This is a genomic window from Sediminibacterium sp. (assembly GCF_051860225.1).
Taxonomy (GTDB): Bacteria; Bacteroidota; Bacteroidia; order Chitinophagales; family Chitinophagaceae; genus Sediminibacterium.
In genome coordinates this window covers 1,019,555-1,038,659 of record NZ_JBHYEI010000001.1, presented here as the reverse complement: position 1 = coordinate 1,038,659, position 19,105 = coordinate 1,019,555, and the positions used below count along the sequence as shown (strand labels likewise).

Genomic DNA, 19,105 nt, shown 5'->3' with positions numbered 1-19,105 from the left:
ACTATGAAGACCGCAACCAAATACATTCATGCTGGAGCAGAACCAGATCCATCCACTGGAGCAATCATGACGCCAATTTATCAAACATCTACTTATGTTCAGGAAGCACCTGGTGTAAACAAGGGGTTTGAATATGCTAGAAGCCAAAATCCAACTAGAAAAGCCTTAGAAGAAGCATATGCACAAATTGAAAATGGACAATTCGGTCTGGCTTTTGGTAGTGGTGTTGCTGCAACTGATGCGGTTATCAAGTTACTAAGTCCCGGAGACGAAGTAATTGCAGCCAATGATATGTATGGAGGCACTTACCGTCTTTTTTCCAAAGTGTTTGAAAAATTTGGAATCATATTTACCTATGTAGATACCACCAATGTAGCTAATATAAAAGCTGCTGTTTCTGCTAAAACAAAATTGATTTGGATAGAAACCCCCACCAACCCATTGATGAATATCACAGATATTGAATCAGTGGCAGCTATAGCTAAAGCAAATAACGTATTGCTTTGTGTAGACAACACTTTTGCGTCTCCTTATTTGCAAAATCCGCTAGACCTGGGTGCAGATATTGTTATGCATTCCGCTACTAAATATTTAGGTGGGCATAGTGACGTTATTCAAGGAGCATTGATGATGAATAATGCCGAGCTGAGAGAGCAGCTTTACTTTATTCAAAAAAGTTGTGGTGCTGTTCCAGGTCCAATGGATTGCTTCTTAGTATTAAGAGGTATTAAAACTTTACACTTACGAATGCAAAGACATTGTGAAAACGGAAGAGCGATAGCCCATTGGTTAAGAAAACATCCTAAAGTAGGTAAAGTGTACTGGTGTGGATTTGAAGATCATCCTAACTATGCTATCGCTAGAAAACAAATGCGCGATTTTGGTGGCATGCTTTCTTTTGAGTTAAAAGACGATAGCATGGATGCTGCTAAAAAGGTTTTGTCTTCTACCAAATTATTCTCTTTAGCTGAAAGTTTAGGTGGCGTAGAAAGTTTGATTAATCATCCAGCTTCGATGACGCACGCTTCAATCCCAAGAGAGAAACGATTAGCCAACGGTTTAAGTGATACGCTAATTAGATTAAGTATTGGTGTTGAAGACGTAGATGATTTAATTGCTGATTTAGAAAATGCATTGGCTTAATGAATAAAAAATCCTGGATACTTACTTGTGCGATATTATTTGTTTATACAATCAGTATGGCACAGGTAAATATTGCCCATTCAATTCAAGCAAAACTGGATAGTTTATTTAAACAAAATACAGTACCAGGTATTTTAGTTGGTAGCTCAGTAAAAGGCAAGCATCAATTTTATACAGTTGGGTTGGCCGATAAAAAATTAAATCTTGTTTTTACTCCTGAAACCCAATTTGAAATTGGTAGTATTAGTAAAACGTTTACTGCATTCTTATTAGAGTCGGTAATGCAAGAAAATGGCATTGCCGATACCAGTTTAATTACCAAATATTTACCAGATAGCCTTGCAAAAAATAAAGAAATTGCTTCTATTCAATTATTGCACTTACTAAACCATACTTCTGGATTACCAAGGCTTCCTGAAAATATTGGCATACCCCAAGATCGTTTGCAGCCATACGCCAATTATGATAAAGAACAATTGTATTATTATTTAAGTAAAGTAGAGCCTAAAACTTTTGGCAGGGTAACATACTCTAATTTGGGCGCAGGACTTGCAGGCGTCGTAGCTGAAAATATAAGTAGTAAAAGCTATGAACAGTTATTATCCAAATACATTAATAAACCTTTTCAATTAAAGCATACAGGTATTCAGTCTGCTAAGAAAATGCCCAAAGCCACTGGCTATTTTGGCAATGAAGTTGCAAGCTATTGGAACATGAATGTGTTAGTGGGTGCGGGTGGTATTAAATCGGACGCAACAGACCTTTTAACATACTTAGATTTTATGGCATTCAATCAGTCTCTACCAATTGTCAAATCTGTGTTACAAAAAACCACCGAAGTAAACAAACAAGTAGCAATTGCAAAAGCCTGGCATACCATTGAAAAAAATGGAACAACTTTACTTTATTGGCATAACGGTGGCACATATGGCTTCTCTACTTTTGCGGCTTTTAATCCGACCACTCAAAATAGCATTATTGTAGTGATCAATGCTTTCAACAAAAATGATATGGCAGATAGATTAGGCATTGAAATCATGACCAATCTCTTAAATGAATAAATGAAAGCCAAGGAAAAACTGCAAGATTTTTTTAATAAGAAGGTAGAAGAATATAACCAGCCTTCTTTTATTGTGTCGGATCCAATTTGTATTCCACACTTATTTACAAAAAAACAAGACATTGAAATTGCCGGTTTTTTTGCAGCCATTTTTGCTTGGGGAAATAGAACAACCATTATTAATAAGTCGAAAGAGTTAATGCAATTAATGCAAATGCAACCGCATTTATTTTGTTTAAATGCTAGTGCAGCTAAATTAAAAAAACTAGAAGGCTTTAAGCATAGAACTTTTAACACAACCGATCTTTTGTATTGCATTGAATTTTTTAAACAACATTATCAGCAATATGATTCATTAGAAAATGCTTTTATGCCTGACAACAAAAGTCCTGAAAGCATAAAAGAAGCACTTAGTTATTTTCACCATTACTTCTTTTCACTAGAAGATGCTCCATTAAGAACCAAGAAACATATTTCTACTCCGGAGAAAGGATCGAGTTGTAAGAGACTAAATATGTTTTTACGTTGGATGGTTAGAAAAGATAAAGCAGGTGTAGATTTTGGGATTTGGAAAAACATTAAACCGAATGAATTAATCTGTCCGATAGATCTACACGTTGCTAGAGTAGCAAAAAGATTCAATTTATTGGATCGAAAACAAACAGACTGGTTAGCAGCAGAAGAGCTTACGAATTATTTAAAAAAGCTTGACCCAAAAGATCCCGCCAAATATGATTTTGCCCTCTTTGGTTTGGGTGTGATAGAGAAATACTAATTTTAATTATGGCCTTACCTATTTTAGATATTGCACAAATTGAGCAGCTAAATAAATCAGAATTAGTGGATGCAATCAATTGGTTAATCATCAATGATTTTGAAAAACTGGTATTCATACTCTATCGAATTGATGTAAGTGAGGCAAAAATTAAAATACTACTCAATAAAAACAATACCAATTTTGCTGCAACAGTTATTGCAGATGCTATTCTAGAAAGATTAGAAGAGAAGAAAGCTTCTAGAAAAAAGTACAGGCAAGATCCCTCGGCATCTGATGAAGAAAAATGGTAATCTTAATTTATAAGTTCATCAATTCGCTTAATAGCATATCCCTTACTCCGTAACAATCGAATAATAGCAGGCAACTCATTGTATAATTTTTCTTTTCTTCTGGGGTCGGTTCCAACATGTATCAATAAGATATTACCGTTTAACTTATCAGGAGTATTGGCCAAGGTGTTCAATTGATTCATTAATACCGCATTGCTTTTATAACTGCTACCCATTTCTGGCCAAGTATAATCAGCATTGGTATAAGTACCAGGAGTAAAGCTGAATAATTCTAATCCTTTCCAGTTGCTCCAACTTGCCACACTATCGTTCCACCATTCAAATGGTGGTATAAACAACTTTCGTTGCTGCGAATGGATTCCTAGATTTTCCATTGCCAAATAATTCTTATCTAAATCGGTACTAAAAGAATCATAGCTTACTAATAATTTATTTCTGTTGGTCCAATCGTTATACAATAAGTGGTCATTGCTATGTGCCCCTAAATAATGTTGGTCTTTTGCTAAAGCCTTAATACTTTTTGAAAAAGCTTTATTTGCATAAAACTTACCAGTAAAAAAGAACCCTGCTTTTACCTGTTCTTTAACCAATATTTGTTGAATTGTTTCTAATCCCTCTCCATACTCATCTCCTGTAAATACCAATGATACCGAAGGTTGTGAAGGGTTTATAGATTTAATAATAGCCCCCATTTGCTTTATTGGAATAGAGCTTGAGGCATTTTTATTGACCTTGGGCTTCGCACTATTGTTTGCGCTATTTTCTTGTGCTGCCAGCAAATAAATTAAGCTTGCTGTTCCATCCATAGTCGGTTCATTGGTACTATAATCACCATAGTCGTCATGGTACACGGCCAGATCACTTTGGAATGCCGCATATTCATCTGGCTCATTCAATTGAATTCCAATTAAGTTTTTATAGATACTTGTGTATACAGGTCCATCTACTAAGCCACCATTAATGGGATAATTTTTTAAATGGGTAAATCCTGAATGAGGATCTACAGGCGTATCCCCCAAAGTAGGCAAGCCATATACCATACTTGTTCCCCAAGGATTGCAACCAAAAAGCCAATCTAAATTAGCTTGCTCTAATTGATCGTATGTATTATCACCTGATAACTCCTTATACCATTTACATTGAATAGCAAAAGAAGTGGTTAAATTATTACTACACCAAATAAAAGGCACTCCTCTATAGAAAGCATTTTGTTTCGCTTTCTGCCAAACTGCTTCAATACCATTTTTATAAAATCCGATTATGGTATCGCGTTGCGCTCCTTTGAGTTGCTTAGCCAATTCATAATGTCCTAAATTAATAAAAGGATACCATTGGTAATGACTGGCCGTATCTTTTCCGAGCCAAGGTGTGAGGGGCTCTTGCTTAGCGTATTCATAAGCAATATTGACTGGTAGCTTATTGGCTTTAGACAACATTGCAGTAGATAATTCCATATCATCTACCCAATTTTCTTCCGCATAAATATAGGGGGATCTAACCGAGGCGGTTTGTGTTACTCCTGGTTTAATTAAAGAGAACTGATAAGCTGAAAAAGCTTTTTCATTATACAACTTTGCAAATGGAGTTGATTTAAAGATATCGGCAGCTAATGTAAATGCAGCACTAAATTTTGCTGCAGTTGAACTAGTACCAGTGGTATTGTTTAAAAATTTTCCTCTTTGCTGTGGAAGTCCATTGATGAAATAGATAGGTCGCTCAAATCCTCTACCATAATAATTATCCTCTTTGGGTATCCGCATACTCATATGATCTCGGTCATCTGCCAATTGATTAAACATCCAATCTTTTCTGGGATGCATTTTAACCAACCAGTCCAATCCCCATTTGGCTTCATCTAAAATATCCGAACGATTATTCTTTCCTTTTAATCCATTCGATTCATATTGGTCTGCAAAAACATTGGGAAATTGTTTATACGCAGCAAGCAAATGATACGTTGCATTCGCAGTAGTGCTGCTGTATTGTAAATAATCACTGGCATCATGCCAACCCCCGCTTGCATCAATAATAGTACTGTCTTTAATACCCGCATTGGCTCCGTATAGGGTATACCCATCATGCGTATGGCAACTATCATTTAGGAATGGATTAAAGCCACTTCTTTGTTGGCGCATATATTGAAGGCAAAAGTCTGCTGTACCATCGTAGACAGATGGATCAATCCTAAAAACAGGTGAAACAACAGAACCTGCTTTTAAATAATATCGACCCGATTGGGTAACTGAACTAAAATTTAAACGATAGGTTAATTTAAATGGACCATAACTACCAAAATTTTTTCCTGCAGGTGCTTGTAATACCACTTTATTAGTTGATGCATTTACTAATTGAAAGCTAACAATTGTATTAAAAGATTTACTGCCAAACACGGCTACTTTGCTGCCTTTAGGTAAGTAGCCTAATTGGTTGATTCTAATCCAACTACTATCGGATCCGATTAAATTAAAGGAAAGAAAAACAAGCATAGAAGCAACCAATAACAATCTTTTCATATGGGTAATTATGCTTTAAAGATACAGCCTCCTACAGGGTTTTTTAACCTATTTTTGCAACCAAAATATTCCATAATGAAGCTTGTTTCTTACTTATCCAACGGTCATGATCAATTGGCATTTTTAGTTGATGGATTGTTATTCGACTGCGATGCAATGCATCCTGAATTACCTAATAGCATGAATATGTTTTTGCACTATTGGGACGATATGTTTCCCATTGCGCAACAAACAGAAGCTGCCATTAAATCTGGACGTTTGAGTAAAGACAGGGGGCTACCAATAGAAGAAGCCCTGCTTTTAGCACCAGTACCATTTCCTACTTCTTGTAGAGATGGATATGCTTTTAGACAACATGTGGCTGCTGCAAGAAGAAATAGAAAAGTAGACATGATTCCAGAGTTTGATCAATACCCTATTTTTTATTTTACCAATCATCATAGTGTACAAGGGCCTGGTGATATTGTTTGTATGCCCGATCATTTTGAAAAATTAGACTTTGAATTAGAAGCTGCGATTGTGATTTGTAAGAATGGTCGAAATATTAGAGCAGAACATGCAGACCAATATATTGGAGGTTTAATGATCATGAACGATATGAGTGCTAGAAGATTACAAATGGAAGAAATGTTATTAAACTTAGGACCAGCCAAAGGAAAAGATTTTTCTACCGTGATTGGACCTTGTTTGGTAACACTAGACGAATTAGAGCAATTCGAAATTCCTGCAAAAGAGGGACATATAGGTAAAAGTTGGAACCTAAATATGAAATGTTGGGTGAATGGGGTTCAAGTAAGCGATGGCAACGTAGGAGATATGGATTGGACTTTTGCAGAAATTATTGAACGTTGTTCTTATGGCGTAAACATTCAAGCGGGAGATGTAATAGGAAGTGGAACTGTTGGAACAGGTTGCTTTTTAGAATTAAATGGTACGGGCAAGTTGAATGACCCTAATTACCAAGAGCAGTGGTTACAAGCTGGTGATGTAGTTGAAATGGAAATTACTGGCTTAGGCAAATTGAGCAATACCATTGTGAAAGACGAAGATGATTTTTCTATTTTGGCTAAAAAGAAAATTTAATCCTATTTTATGAAAATAGTTTTATCGGAGTTACCTATCATGCAAAAGCAAGCATGGTTGCAACACGCAATTGCCCCAAGACCTATTTGTTTTGCGAGTACTATTGATGAAGCAGGTAATATTAATTTGAGTCCTTTTAGTTTTTTTAATTTATTTTCTTCAAACCCTCCAATAGTTATTTTCTCACCTGCTAGAAGAGGAAGAGACAATACTACTAAACATACTTTAGAGAATGTGTTGGCCATACCAGAATGTGTAATTAACATAGTAGATTATAGTATGGTACAACAAATGAGTTTATCGAGTTGCGAATACCCAAAAGGAGTTGATGAATTCATTAAAGCAGGCTTCAGCAAAGAGGCTGCTACGATGGTTAAATCACCTATGGTAAAAGAAGCAAAAATAAAGTTAGAGTGCAAAATAAATGAAGTAAAAAGTTTAGGAGACCAAGGTGGAGCAGGTCAATTAGTCATTGCAGAAGTGCTTTGCATGCATATAGATGATGCTATTCTTAATGCTGAGGGAACCATGATAGACCAAACTAAATTAGAACTGGTTGCAAGACTTGGAGGAGATTGGTACTGTAAAGTAAATGCACATAATTTATTTAAAGTTGCCAAACCAAATACCGCATTGGGTATAGGGATAGACTCAATTCCAGAAAGCATAAAACATAGCTCCATTTTAACCGGCAATCATTTAGGACAGTTGGGAAATGTACACGAATTACCCAGCATTGACCCTGCATTTCACGATGATCGTTTAAAAAATATTATTCAATACTATTCAATTAACCCTACTGAAATGGAACAGGAATTGCATAAATATGCTGCTGAGTTGTTGATGCAAGAAAAAGTACAGGAAGCTTGGCAAATACTGCTTTCAGGCACTTTATAGAAATTTTGTGTAATTCAATTATTCATTTTTATAGAACCCTTCGTTTAGTCCGAATTTTCTTTCAGGTGCGTTCTCTTCAATCAGATGAAATTGGTTGGGCGTCAAATTTGTAAAGTCTTTATAATCTCTCGCTAAATGCTGATAGTCATGGTAATCACATTCTATAGCAATGCGTAACCAGTCCATTGCAGGATTACTATTCTTTTGACGAAATGCATTATCAAACCGGATAATTCGCATAAATAGTTTTGGATTCACGCCAGTTCTTTCTTTAAACTTTCTTTCTAACTGTCTAGTACTGTAACAAGCTTGCTTAGCAATTTGATCGATAGTCAACTGACTGGTTTTATTCAAGAGTTGAGCACATGCCCAATCAATTGGAAGGATAGGCTTTTTAATGGTAGAAATTAATTTTCGAATAAATTGATTTCCAATGGAAATCATAGTCTCATAGTTTTTTGCTTCATACAGTTGCTCATTCACTTCATGCACTTGATTACCAAAAAAAATACTGCCATCTAAATACTCATTGACTAATTCAATGGAAGGTATTCCAGTTAATGTGTATAGTGCCCCAGGATAAAATACTATTTGAAAAACCAGAAATTGATGGCCAATCAATCGATTGGTTACCTGAGTAAATTGCCCGTACAATACAACGGGTAAATGATGAACAATTTTATTAGAACCAGCATATTGTACTGTTTCTTTATCATAAGGATAAAATGCTAAACACTGTTCTGGCCTAGGTGGATAGGCTTTTATTGGAATGGCTTCCCCTTTGGAAAATTCTAGATGAACAATCCGAAAAAGCTGTACATATGATTGTACATCAGGTGCAGGAAGAAAATCCTTTAAAATCATACAATTTCTAATTTACAATTAAATCATAAGCTAAGTGGTGGACCAACTACTTTCATTCCGTGTGCTGCATGAATTTTATTCATTTCGTCTTCTGTTGGCTTGCTTGTTATTTTGTTCATCACACTAAAGAATTCTTCCATCTTACCAGCTGGCTGTAAAAAATAGATCATTCTACCATAATCGGTTAACTGAATCCAAGTGTGTGGAATATTTCGTGGTAAAAAAATGGTTTGCCCTGCATTCAATACATGTGTTTCATTTCCTACAACAAAGCGATAACTGCCCTCTATCACCGTAAATATTTCATCCTGTTCAAAATGAACATGCAGCATGGGGCCAACTTTAGCAGTACCCACATAATCAAAAACAGATAAATGTCCATTGGTGTCTTTAGATGAAATTTTCAAATCATTTGGATGGACTCCGAGAAACTTAACCACTTCTCCAAACCTAGATTTTCCTGCATCCACTACAAATGACTTAGATGATTTAGAAGAGCCTTTTTGAGCTACTAAATTTCCCATGATTGCAATAGAAGGCAATAACATGGCTGTTTTGGTAAAAAATTCTTTCCGTTTCATACTTTAGTTATTTAACCTAAAGCTGCAACGAATTCGGTCAATAGTAGTGGTAAAAAAACGACATTTTTCCTAAAGGTCTCCCAACTGAGGTCTCATTACAATATCTTCCACAACAGCCATTGGAGAAAGTTTTGAAGCTGCCACAATCATTTCAGCTACATCATTTACTTCCATGATTCTATTGGGATCAATCTCAAAACCACCCCAGCTTGCACTCAATGTTGCGCCTGGCATAACCGAAGTTACTTTTATGCCCATGGGTTTTAATTCTTCTCGAAGGTTTTTACTAAACCCTAATAAAGCAAATTTACTAATGCTATAGCTTCCTCCATTGGCATAGGCATTTAACGATGCAATGGAGCAAATATTAAAAATATGACCAGCCCCCTTTTGTATCATGGTAGGTAACAATGCCCTGGTTAAATAATATGCACTATACAAATTGGTTTGAATCATCTCTTCTAAGATTCCTTCTGCTTCATCATGAATACTTCCTGCAATAAATTGACCTGCATTGTTTACTAAAATATCAGGCGTACCATATTTTAAACACCATTGGGCAAATGCCAGCACCTCTTCTTTATTGGACATATCACAAGACATCCCTTTAATAATACTATTTGGGTAAGCGGTTTGTAATTCATTTACGGTATCATACAAACTTTTTTCGCCCCTGCTACAGAGCAATAGGGTATTGCCTTCTGTAGCAAATTTTTCGGCAATAGCTTTTCCTATCCCTTTAGATGCGCCAGTTACTACTATATTCATCTACTAAAGTTACTAACTTTACACAATGCAATACAGGCACTTATTTTTTGATTTAGATCATACCCTTTGGGACTTCGATACCAATTCTAAAGAAGCTTTAAAAGACCTTTACGACAATAACCAATTACACCAAAAGGGAATTGAGCATTTTGATGATTTTTTTGAACGATATAGTTTCCACAATCATTTGCTTTGGGAGAGGTATGCAAAAGGTCAAATAAAACAAGATGAATTGAGGTGGAAAAGAATGTATTTGGCCATGCTCGATTTTAAATTTGCAGACGAAAAGCTATCTCGTTCTATGGGAATGGAATTCTTAGATATTCTACCGAATAAGAATAAACTCTTCCCGTATACGCACGAAATATTAGGATACCTTCAAGAAAAAGGATATATCCTTCACTTGATTACCAATGGTTTCGAAAAAGTGCAACAACATAAATTATTGAAGAGTAATATAGACAATTACTTTACTGAAATGATTACTTCAGAAGTAAGCAATAGTTTAAAACCCAACAAAGAGATTTTTGAATACGCCCTCAATAAAACGGGAGCCAATACTAAGAATAGTATTATGATTGGCGATAATTTAGATGCGGATATTCAAGGTGGCATTAATGCAGGATTGGATACTGTATTTGTAAATCATATAAATGCAGCTCCGCATATTCAACCTACTTACACCATTTTTCATTTAAAAGAATTAGAGCAGATACTATAAGACAAAAAAACCCGTACTGAAAAATCAGTACGGGTACGTAACAATTGGGGGGATTGATTATGCTTTTTTAGTTTCTGTTGTTTTTTTAGCCGCATCTTTCTTGCAGCAGTCTTTCATTTCTTTGCCCTTCATATCGCACTTCATTTCCTTACCATCTTTTGCGCACTCTTTGCCTTTCGCGCATTTTTTACCACCACCGTGTGCAAATGCTACACCGCTCATTAAAAATGCAGCTGTAGCGAATAAAAACGCTTTTTTCATATGATTTGATTTTGATTTATTATTAAAAATACTAATTCTGTTCAATTTTGACGAAGAATTTATGTTAATTTTTTAACGTATTGATTACCAACTTGCAAGAACAGTAACCCCACCCTTTACAACCTGATTGAGCTCAACATTCACTTTTGTTCCAACAGGTAATAATACATCTACCCTACTACCAAATTTAATAAAGCCATATTCATCACATTGTGTGGCTTTTTGACCAACTATAGAATAATTGCATATTCTTTTTGCCAGAGCTCCAGCAATTTGCTTGAATAATATTTCTCCATATTGGTTCTTTACTGCTACACTCCAACGTTCATTTTCTGTTGAAGACTTTGGATGCCAGGCAACCAAGTACTTCCCTTTATGATATTGGTTATACGTTACCTCCCCATTCATTGGATATCTATTCACATGCACATTGGCTGGGCTCATGAAAATGCTCACCTGTATGCGCTTATCCTTAAAATATTCCACATCGGTTATTTCTTCAATTACCACTACCTTCCCGTCTGCAGGACAAATGATTTTATTATCATCTAAAGTGTGAACACGATTGGGGATTCTAAAAAATGAAATAATAAAAAGAAACAACGCCAACGTAAGTCCAAAAATGATCATTGCAATAATTGGAAATGACGCACTTAAAAAGCTAAATGAGATCAGGTTAATAGCCCCAAATAATAATGCTGTAATCGCAATGGTTTTATATCCTTCCCTATGTATAGTCATATATGGTAAAAATTAAAGTGCAAATGTATGGTTCGATTAAGATACTCTTAGAAAAAAAGAAATAAAACAATCCAAACGGCTGGTACAGCAATCAATAATGAGTCAAACCGATCTAAAAAGCCTCCATGTCCTGGCATAAAACTTCCACTGTCTTTAACACCGGCAGTTCGCTTGATTTTGCTTTCCAATAAATCGCCCAAAGTTCCAGCAATTGCCGAAGTAAGCGATATTGCTATTAAGGTTTTAATGGGTAAGTTCCAGAAAAAATGACCTGCTAAACTCACAACTAGAACGGCTAAAACCATTCCTCCATAAGTACCTTCCTTGGTCTTTTTAGGACTAATGGGACTAAGTGGTGTTTTCCCAATTAAAGAACCAACAAGGTAGGCCATAGTGTCATTAATCCAAATAGAGGCTATGATCACCATGGGTAAAATCCAATCTGGGCCTTTAAAAAATTGTATGCTATGATCGTATAAATCTACCATCATGGCACAAGGAATGGTAATATACAGCACACCCAATGCCGAATATAAATTAACAGGATAGCCCAACTTTGGCCTATAGAAGAAAATAGTGACCAACAAAACAATGATGAGTATATAAATAATGAATGAACCCCAATACCAAAGCGGCAAAGATTGATACAGTGTACCCTTGCCCGCAATGATGAGCATCACCCAAAAACTTCCAAGTATATTTTGTGATTTATAAATGATAGGAGCCCCAGCATACGTTGCGTTTATCTTCCCCATTAACTGATGGAATTCAACCAAACAACCCACCATAATTATTGTGAATAAAATCAGAAAACTCCACTCATTATAAAAGAGACCAGCCAACATCACTATTACAAATACCACCGCAGTAATTGCCCTGGTTCTTAATGTTTGAAGATTTAATGCCATAAAACGAGGATAAAGATATTGTTCTTACTGACTGAAAGTCTGTTGTATCAACTGAATTGCTGTTTCCTTTAAATGAAAAGGTACATATATTTCAACTTCCCCAAAAATGACATAGCTGCTATCTTGTTTATTCAATTGCTGAACAGGTATTTGATTTTCTAAAAGCATACCTTCTAAAATGCACGCCTCGGCTATACTTTTTGTAGCAAAAACTTTAGTCCACTGATTCATTGGTTAAAGGTAGCTGCTTTTTTAAAAAGATAAATGCAGGAATAACAATCATTAAACCAAGGACTCCATACCAAATAGGCATAGACTCGTCCATGGCTTCTTTTATAGGTTTGCCCATTTGTGTGTACACATAAATTTGAATAACCACTACCGCATTATTTAAAAAATGCATTAAAATAGCCAACCATAAATTACTAGTTAAATAATAAATAAGGCCTAATACCACCCCCAATGCAACCCTTGGCAAAAACCCAAAATAAGAAGCATGTATTGCACTGAAAAGAATGGATGAAATAATTATTCCAATAGCCACATTTTTGGTGAGCCCTACCAAAATCCTTTGCACACCTGCCCTAAATAGTACTTCTTCAAAAATGGCTGGAGCCACAGCAATGACCAATAATCCAAGAAATAAATCGCCTAAATTTTTCATGGTAGCCAACGCAATCATCGTTTGTTGATACTCATTTTCCAATTTCCTAGCTTTAGCTAAAAAACTGGCTGGCATAGGAATGATTTCATTTATTGCTGCCAATGAACCACTTAAAAAAAGAGCTCCAAAAGAAATAGCACCTACTATTACAACCTGCTTAATATTCATTTGACTATTAAAGCCTAATGCTGGAAGGGCTTTTGGGTAGGAAATTTTTGCAACAGCCCATGCAGGTATAAAAAAGGCTATAAAAGTGGTAAAAGCGTTGGCAAAACGGGAAAATTGAACATTTTCTGGCCTAAGCAGTGCTTCAGGAACCTGAAAAAAGGGAACTCGAAGAATCACAGAAGTAATCCAACTCATCAATAATCCACTTAAAATTAATCCCACTCCTAAAAAGCCCAAAAGCATGGCAAACTGACTAGAATAGGCAACAACAGGTTTCTGATTCATTAAATTGAGTAATAAGGTTGTAAATTTGCAATTCCTTTTATCTTCCGCAAAGGAATAAATGATAAAAGGTAGTGTATTGCAATATGGTTAAAATAGATCAAATAGTACTGCCTGATTTTCCACTTTTGTTGGCTCCTATGGAAGATGTAAGCGATCCGCCATTTAGAGCGGTATGTAAAGACAACGGAGCAGACCTGATGTATACTGAGTTTATAAGTAGCGAAGGGCTGATTAGAGATGCCATCAAAAGCCGTCAAAAATTAGACATTTTCGAATATGAGCGTCCGGTAGGTATTCAAATATTTGGGGGGGATGAAGAAGCCCTTTCATTGAGCGCGAAGATTGTTGAAACGGTTAACCCCGATTTACTAGATATCAATTTTGGATGTCCAGTTAAAAAAGTAGCACTCAAAGGTGCAGGAGCTGGGGTTTTAAAAGATATAGATTTAATGGTTCGCTTAACAGAAGCAACAGTCAAAAGCACCAAGCTACCCGTTACAGTAAAAACCAGGCTAGGCTGGGATGATCAAACTAAAAATATTGAAGAAGTAGCAGAACGCTTACAAGATGTAGGCATCAAAGCATTGGCCATCCATGGAAGAACTAGGGCGCAAATGTATAAGGGCGAAGCGGATTGGACTTTAATTGCCAAAGTGAAAAATAACCCAAGAATCAAAATACCCATATTTGGAAACGGAGATATTGATAGCCCGCAAAAAGCCAAATTATACAAAGAACGTTACGGAGTTGATGGCATCATGATTGGTAGAGCAGCCATTGGATATCCTTGGATTTTTAGAGAGATAAAACATTACTTGGCTACTGGTGAAATTTTACCAGCACCAACATTGGCCGAGCGTGTGGCTGTTTGTAAAAAACATTTACGCAAATCGGTGGAATGGAAAGGACCTAAAGTGGGCATCTTCGAAATGCGTAGACATTATACCAATTACCTAAAGGGATTACCGGGCATCAAAGATTACAGAGCTCGTTTAGTCACTTTAATGGAACCAGAAGAAATTGAATCGGTTTTAGACGAAGTTACTGCCAATTATGAGGGTTATGAGTTCGAACGCATGCCTATTGAATTAATAGACTACCACCAAAAATGTCCTATTAATTAGTCGGAATATCTTTAGGAGAAACCCATTGAGAGTAATAGCTATCTAACACTCCGTTCTCATTGATTAGGTATTTAGAAAAATTCCAATCTGGCTGTTTACTGCACCAACCATTTTTAGTAGGATTAGTAAGCCATTCATAAACTGGTTGTTGTTGAGCTCCCTTAATGACTTGTCCTTTTTTCATCAATTGGAAAGTTACTCCATAATTGACTTTACAGAATGCAGCAATGTCTTCATCCGATTTTTTCTCTTGATCTTTAAAATCATTGGCAGGAAAACCAATCACTACAAGGCGATCTCCATATTGCTGATGTAACTGTTCTAATTCATCGTATTGACCTGTATAACCACAATCACTAGCCGTGTTCACCAACAAGACTTTCTTTCCTTTTAGATCACTAAAATGTAGTGTATCGCCATTGTTCTTAACCGCATGTAGATCATAGAAAGATGCTGTAGGTTTGGCTTGATCCTTATTAAGTAAAATATTTTTAGACTGCCCAGTTAGTTTTCCAACAAACATAATTATTGGATAAGCGGCTTTCAGTATAGATTGTTTCCAGGTCATTTCAGGTTTTTTTATTAGCAGGCCAGCAACTGCCAACACTACAATAAGAATAATAACTACTCGCTTCATATACGTTTATTCAAATGAAAAGGTTTAATCCAAACAAGCTTATTAGCCAATCAACCACTTTAATAATTTTAACTTCCCAGTAAAGGGAGGATATTTCATTGCAGGATCAAACCAGGTTGGTGTTTTCATCACGGCTTTTTTATGACTAAAAGTTTCAAAACTGTATTTACCGTGATAAGCGCCAGTTCCGCTGAAACCCCTGCCACCAAAAGGCAAATTCGGATTGGTTAAATGAAGTGTTGCCGTATTTACACAAGCGCCTCCTGCAGGAACCGCATGCAACCAAGCTTGCTCTTTGGCTTTGCTCCCCGTGAAAATATAAAAAGCCAAAGGATTCGGATTTTTTGAAATAATAGCTTTGGCTTCCTCCATTGTATTAAAACTTAGAATTGGAAGTAAAGGGCCAAATATTTCATCACGCATGATATTAGAATCAACAGATACACCGTCTAAAATAGTAGGCTCTATATAAAGAGAAGCAGCATCATAATTACCCCCATACACAATGGTTCCATCCGATAAATATTGAACAATCCGATTGAATTGTTTTTCATTAATGATTCTTCCATAGCCTTCTTCCTTCGATGCGTCAGTACCATAAAATGTTGGTACTACTTTTTTAAGTGCCTCTATTAATTCTACTCTTTTAGATTCATGCACCAATACATAATCAGGAGCCACACACATTTGCCCAGCATTCGAATATTTGGGCATGGCTATTCGTTTTGCAGCAACAGTTATATTGGCATCTTCTTCTACTACACATGGGCTCTTGCCTCCCAATTCTAATGTAACAGGAACTAATTTTTCAGCAGCCATTTTATAAATAATTTTCCCCACACTGGTACTACCGGTATAAAAAATATGATCAAACGCAAACTGATTCATCATTGCTGGAATCACCGTAGCGCCGTCCCCAGGCACATACAATACTTGCTCAGGAGGAAACACTGCATGAATTATTTTTTCCATCACTACCGCAGTGGCGGGAGCAAACTCGCTGGGTTTCAATACCACTGTATTTCCTGCAGCAAGCGCTCCCATTAAAGGAGTAAACAATAATTGAAAAGGATAATTCCAAGGACCAATAATCAAGACCACACCCAAAGGTTCTCGCATTACTTTAGAGCTAGAAGGGAGGTTCAATAAATTAGTGGGCACTGCTTCAGGTTCCATCCACTGTTTTAAGTTGGCCATAGTATCTTTTAACTCAGCCAAAAAAAATCCATTCTCTGTAACCCAACATTCTTCTTTGCTTTTGTGCAGGTCTGCAAATAAAGCAGCATAAATTTCTTCTTCATGGTTTTCTACTGCCCTCTTTAAATTCAAGAGCTGTTGCTTTCTAAAAGCATATGGTCTGGTAGATCCAGATTCAAAAAATTGTCGCTGTTGCTGAAGTTGTGCTAAAAGGGCTTGCATTCATCAAATATTTAGATGAACAAGTTAACACTTATAAGCCTTTCTTTTCCAATTGTGGGTATTGAATACCCAGTTGTTCTAAGTATGTTTTATATTTTGATGGATCATAATAATACTTCTTTAATTGAGGTCTAAACTGATCCATGATCTTTTTATTGAGATGGATTGCCGGTGGAGTAGAAGCTTCAACAAAAGGAATGTATTTTATGTCTTTGGTTTGCACATTTTTGTGATAGTCCCAAGCATTTTCTATAATCGCAGAATTGGTAAACATATCAAGTAAAGTAGCTGCTACCACTTTACTCCCACTCACTACCCCCTTGTGTGCAATGGGTGTTGCCATTGCAATACCGTCTGCCCAATTATGCCCAGGGGTGCCAGGAATATTAGAAGGGTAGCGTAAAACAACAGTGGGAACATTCCATGCGATATCAGCTATATCATCGCTACCACCGCCCATCGAAAATTGAACTGGTCCATACAAAGTATCTAATTTCATTGCTAAACCATCAATGGATTCTCCCCGTTGATTTTTCTTTGGCGCATTCACTAATTTTTGAACAGCTTTTGCCAATTGTTGATCGGATGAATCCCATGTTGGTAAGCCAACTTTGGTAATATTTTTATACACTGCCTCGGCAATAGATTTATTAAAATGACCTGGCCAAGCTGTTCCTAATAATTGGTGAGATACTTTGGTACCCGTCATGGTTGCAACTGATTTTGCATACAAAATTGCATCATCATACATGTTTTTGATATCCTCATAAGTTCTTTCTCTTAAATAATACCATACAGAAGCTTTAGAAGGAACGACATTGGGTTGATCACCACCATCTGTTATTACATAATGTGAGCGCTGTGTTGGTTTCAGGTGCTCTCTTTTAAAATTCCATGCTATATCCATCAGTTCTACAGCATCCAATGCACTCTTCCCTCGCCATGGTGCACCAGCTGAATGGGCAGAGCTCCCTTCAAATTTAAATTCAACAGATACCAATCCATTATTTCCTGCATCGCCCCATGATACACCCAAATTACTACCAACATGCGTAAAAATACAGGCATCCACATTTTTAAAATACCCATCTCTAATATACCATGCTTTTGTAGCTACCAATTCTTCAGCTACTCCAGGCCATATCATCAGTGTGCCAGACAACCCTTCCCGCTCCATAATTTTTTTAACTTCTATAGCAGATAGTATTACCAAGGGTAATCCAGAATTATGCCCTTCCCCATGACCCGGTGCATCTTCTACGATTGGTTCTTTATAAGCAACGCCAGGCTTTTGAGAAGCTTTTGGAATACCATCAATATCACTTCCCAATGCAATCACTGGTTTACCATTACCCCATTTAGCCATCCATGCTGTAGGAACTCCAGCAATTCCTTTTTCTACCGTAAAACCATTTTTTTCGAGGATGCCAATCAAATAGGAAGAAGATTCAATTTCTTGAAAGCCGAGTTCAGAAAAACTAAAAACCATGTCAACCATTTCCTGTGCGGTCTTCTTTTTATCATCTAAAGATTTTAAGACCTCGGTTTTCCAAACATCTACTTTGGAAGAAACAGTGGTTGATTTTTTTTGGGCGCTCAGTCCGAAAGTAAAAACTAAAAAAGCTGTTAGGAGGAATAATCTTACAGTAATCATTGGCTGGATTATTAATGATTACTGTAAGATATATAAATAAAATAAACCAGCCAGATTTGAATGAATTTGATTTGATTATGCTGCTGAAGCGAGCATTGATTTGCATTCATCAGCGCATTTTCTACAAGCATCGGCACAATCGTTACAATGTTTCATGTCAGCATGTTTTTCACATTCAGTAGCACAGGCAACACAAGCCTCCTCGCATATTTTACAAAGAGCATCAAGATTTGAATTGGTTTCACTCGCAGCGATTAAATCATTGCAAGCATCGGCACAAGCCAAACAAAGTTCTACCGAGTGTTCCATTCCTTCTTTACCTTCATTATGAGTTGAGCATGTTTCACAAGCTTCTGCACATTTTTTGCAAGCATCTACACAGTCTTGAGTTGTTTTGTTTAACATTTTTATAATTTTAGTTTGTAACTGAATTATTACGATATAAAGGTTAAAAGTTGAAAGCATTTTGCCGTTACATGATTTAAGAAATAAGTACTATGATTCACGTATTTAGCACTAATATTCAGAAATAGACATAGCCCATTA

General features: G+C 36.3%; 21 protein-coding genes. 8 read left to right on the top strand and 13 right to left on the bottom strand.

What is annotated here, in order from left to right; translation table 11 throughout:
- Window positions 1-3 precede the first annotated feature (3 nt).
- From ACTIEI_RS04465 to ACTIEI_RS04450, 4 genes are read left to right on the top strand one after another with little or no spacing between them, the layout of a single operon-like run.
- Window positions 4-1,143 carry a cystathionine gamma-synthase gene (locus ACTIEI_RS04465; protein WP_439505082.1) on the top strand — a complete coding sequence of 380 codons (1,140 nt, stop codon included), beginning with the start codon at window positions 4-6 and terminating at the stop codon, window positions 1,141-1,143.
- Window positions 1,143-2,204, top strand: a complete 1,062-nt coding sequence (locus ACTIEI_RS04460; RefSeq protein WP_439505081.1) for a serine hydrolase domain-containing protein — start codon at window positions 1,143-1,145, stop codon at window positions 2,202-2,204. The genes ACTIEI_RS04465 and ACTIEI_RS04460 overlap by 1 nt, the downstream gene beginning before the upstream one ends.
- The gene (locus ACTIEI_RS04455; RefSeq protein WP_439505080.1) at window positions 2,205-2,978 is read left to right on the top strand and encodes a TIGR02757 family protein; all 774 of its coding nucleotides are present in this window, start codon (window positions 2,205-2,207) and stop codon (window positions 2,976-2,978) included.
- Between the two features lie 8 nt (window positions 2,979-2,986).
- The gene (locus tag ACTIEI_RS04450) at window positions 2,987-3,271 is read left to right on the top strand and encodes a hypothetical protein (protein WP_439505079.1); all 285 of its coding nucleotides are present in this window, start codon (window positions 2,987-2,989) and stop codon (window positions 3,269-3,271) included.
- Between the two features lie 2 nt (window positions 3,272-3,273).
- Here the strand turns inward: ACTIEI_RS04450 and ACTIEI_RS04445 are convergent, their stop codons facing one another.
- Window positions 3,274-5,784: a glycoside hydrolase family 9 protein gene (locus ACTIEI_RS04445; RefSeq protein ID WP_439505078.1), complete on the bottom strand. Its 2,511-nt coding sequence runs from the start codon at window positions 5,782-5,784 to the stop codon at window positions 3,274-3,276.
- Between the two features lie 75 nt (window positions 5,785-5,859).
- Here ACTIEI_RS04445 and ACTIEI_RS04440 point away from each other — a divergent pair, with 75 nt between their 5' ends.
- Window positions 5,860-6,867, top strand: coding sequence for a fumarylacetoacetate hydrolase family protein (locus tag ACTIEI_RS04440; protein ID WP_439505077.1), 1,008 nt, complete (start codon window positions 5,860-5,862; stop codon window positions 6,865-6,867).
- A 9-nt stretch (window positions 6,868-6,876) separates the two neighbouring features.
- Window positions 6,877-7,764, top strand: a complete 888-nt coding sequence (locus ACTIEI_RS04435) for a flavin reductase family protein (protein WP_439505076.1) — start codon at window positions 6,877-6,879, stop codon at window positions 7,762-7,764.
- A gap of 18 nt (window positions 7,765-7,782) precedes the next feature.
- Here ACTIEI_RS04435 and ACTIEI_RS04430 read toward each other — a convergent pair whose 3' ends face one another.
- From ACTIEI_RS04430 to ACTIEI_RS04420, 3 genes are all read right to left on the bottom strand, one after another.
- Complete coding sequence (locus ACTIEI_RS04430) at window positions 7,783-8,628, bottom strand: helix-turn-helix domain-containing protein (protein WP_439505075.1); 846 nt, start codon at window positions 8,626-8,628, stop codon at window positions 7,783-7,785.
- A 23-nt stretch (window positions 8,629-8,651) separates the two neighbouring features.
- Window positions 8,652-9,209, bottom strand: coding sequence for a cupin domain-containing protein (locus ACTIEI_RS04425; RefSeq protein ID WP_439505074.1), 558 nt, complete (start codon window positions 9,207-9,209; stop codon window positions 8,652-8,654).
- 69 nt (window positions 9,210-9,278) lie between these two features.
- On the bottom strand, window positions 9,279-9,977 hold the full coding sequence (locus ACTIEI_RS04420) for an SDR family oxidoreductase (RefSeq protein WP_439505073.1): 699 nt from the start codon (window positions 9,975-9,977) through the stop codon (window positions 9,279-9,281).
- 25 nt (window positions 9,978-10,002) lie between these two features.
- On the opposite strand from ACTIEI_RS04420, the gene ACTIEI_RS04415 reads away from it, so the two are divergent.
- Window positions 10,003-10,698 (top strand): YjjG family noncanonical pyrimidine nucleotidase, encoded by a 696-nt coding sequence (locus ACTIEI_RS04415; protein ID WP_439505072.1) that lies wholly within the window; start codon window positions 10,003-10,005, stop codon window positions 10,696-10,698.
- A gap of 57 nt (window positions 10,699-10,755) precedes the next feature.
- On the opposite strand, the gene ACTIEI_RS04410 is transcribed toward ACTIEI_RS04415, so the two are convergent.
- From ACTIEI_RS04410 to ACTIEI_RS04390, 5 genes are all read right to left on the bottom strand, one after another.
- Window positions 10,756-10,959 (bottom strand): hypothetical protein, encoded by a 204-nt coding sequence (locus ACTIEI_RS04410; RefSeq protein ID WP_439505071.1) that lies wholly within the window; start codon window positions 10,957-10,959, stop codon window positions 10,756-10,758.
- Between the two features lie 84 nt (window positions 10,960-11,043).
- On the bottom strand, window positions 11,044-11,700 hold the full coding sequence (locus tag ACTIEI_RS04405) for a phosphatidylserine decarboxylase family protein (protein WP_439505070.1): 657 nt from the start codon (window positions 11,698-11,700) through the stop codon (window positions 11,044-11,046).
- Window positions 11,701-11,747: 47 nt separating this feature from the next.
- Window positions 11,748-12,608, bottom strand: a complete 861-nt coding sequence (locus ACTIEI_RS04400; RefSeq protein WP_439505069.1) for a phosphatidate cytidylyltransferase — start codon at window positions 12,606-12,608, stop codon at window positions 11,748-11,750.
- A gap of 24 nt (window positions 12,609-12,632) precedes the next feature.
- Window positions 12,633-12,839 (bottom strand): hypothetical protein, encoded by a 207-nt coding sequence (locus ACTIEI_RS04395; RefSeq protein WP_439505068.1) that lies wholly within the window; start codon window positions 12,837-12,839, stop codon window positions 12,633-12,635.
- Window positions 12,823-13,725 carry a lysostaphin resistance A-like protein gene (locus ACTIEI_RS04390; protein WP_439505067.1) on the bottom strand — a complete coding sequence of 301 codons (903 nt, stop codon included), beginning with the start codon at window positions 13,723-13,725 and terminating at the stop codon, window positions 12,823-12,825. Before ACTIEI_RS04390 ends, ACTIEI_RS04395 begins: the two co-directional genes overlap by 17 nt.
- Before the next feature lie 83 nt (window positions 13,726-13,808).
- Here ACTIEI_RS04390 and dusB point away from each other — a divergent pair, with 83 nt between their 5' ends.
- A complete protein-coding gene (gene dusB, locus ACTIEI_RS04385; RefSeq protein ID WP_439505066.1) occupies window positions 13,809-14,849 on the top strand; it encodes a tRNA dihydrouridine synthase DusB in 1,041 nt (346 codons plus the stop codon).
- On the opposite strand, the gene ACTIEI_RS04380 is transcribed toward dusB, so the two are convergent.
- The 4 genes from ACTIEI_RS04380 to ACTIEI_RS04365 form a co-directional block, all read right to left on the bottom strand.
- The gene (locus ACTIEI_RS04380; RefSeq protein WP_439505065.1) at window positions 14,842-15,486 is read right to left on the bottom strand and encodes a glutathione peroxidase; all 645 of its coding nucleotides are present in this window, start codon (window positions 15,484-15,486) and stop codon (window positions 14,842-14,844) included. The two genes, dusB and ACTIEI_RS04380, sit on opposite strands and share 8 nt — an antisense overlap.
- Window positions 15,487-15,528: 42 nt before the next feature.
- Window positions 15,529-16,905 carry an aldehyde dehydrogenase gene (locus ACTIEI_RS04375; protein WP_439505064.1) on the bottom strand — a complete coding sequence of 459 codons (1,377 nt, stop codon included), beginning with the start codon at window positions 16,903-16,905 and terminating at the stop codon, window positions 15,529-15,531.
- A 31-nt stretch (window positions 16,906-16,936) separates the two neighbouring features.
- The gene (locus tag ACTIEI_RS04370; RefSeq protein ID WP_439505063.1) at window positions 16,937-18,559 is read right to left on the bottom strand and encodes a peptidase dimerization domain-containing protein; all 1,623 of its coding nucleotides are present in this window, start codon (window positions 18,557-18,559) and stop codon (window positions 16,937-16,939) included.
- 75 nt (window positions 18,560-18,634) lie between these two features.
- Window positions 18,635-18,964, bottom strand: coding sequence for a hypothetical protein (locus ACTIEI_RS04365; protein ID WP_439505062.1), 330 nt, complete (start codon window positions 18,962-18,964; stop codon window positions 18,635-18,637).
- Between the last annotated feature and the right edge of the window lie 141 nt (window positions 18,965-19,105).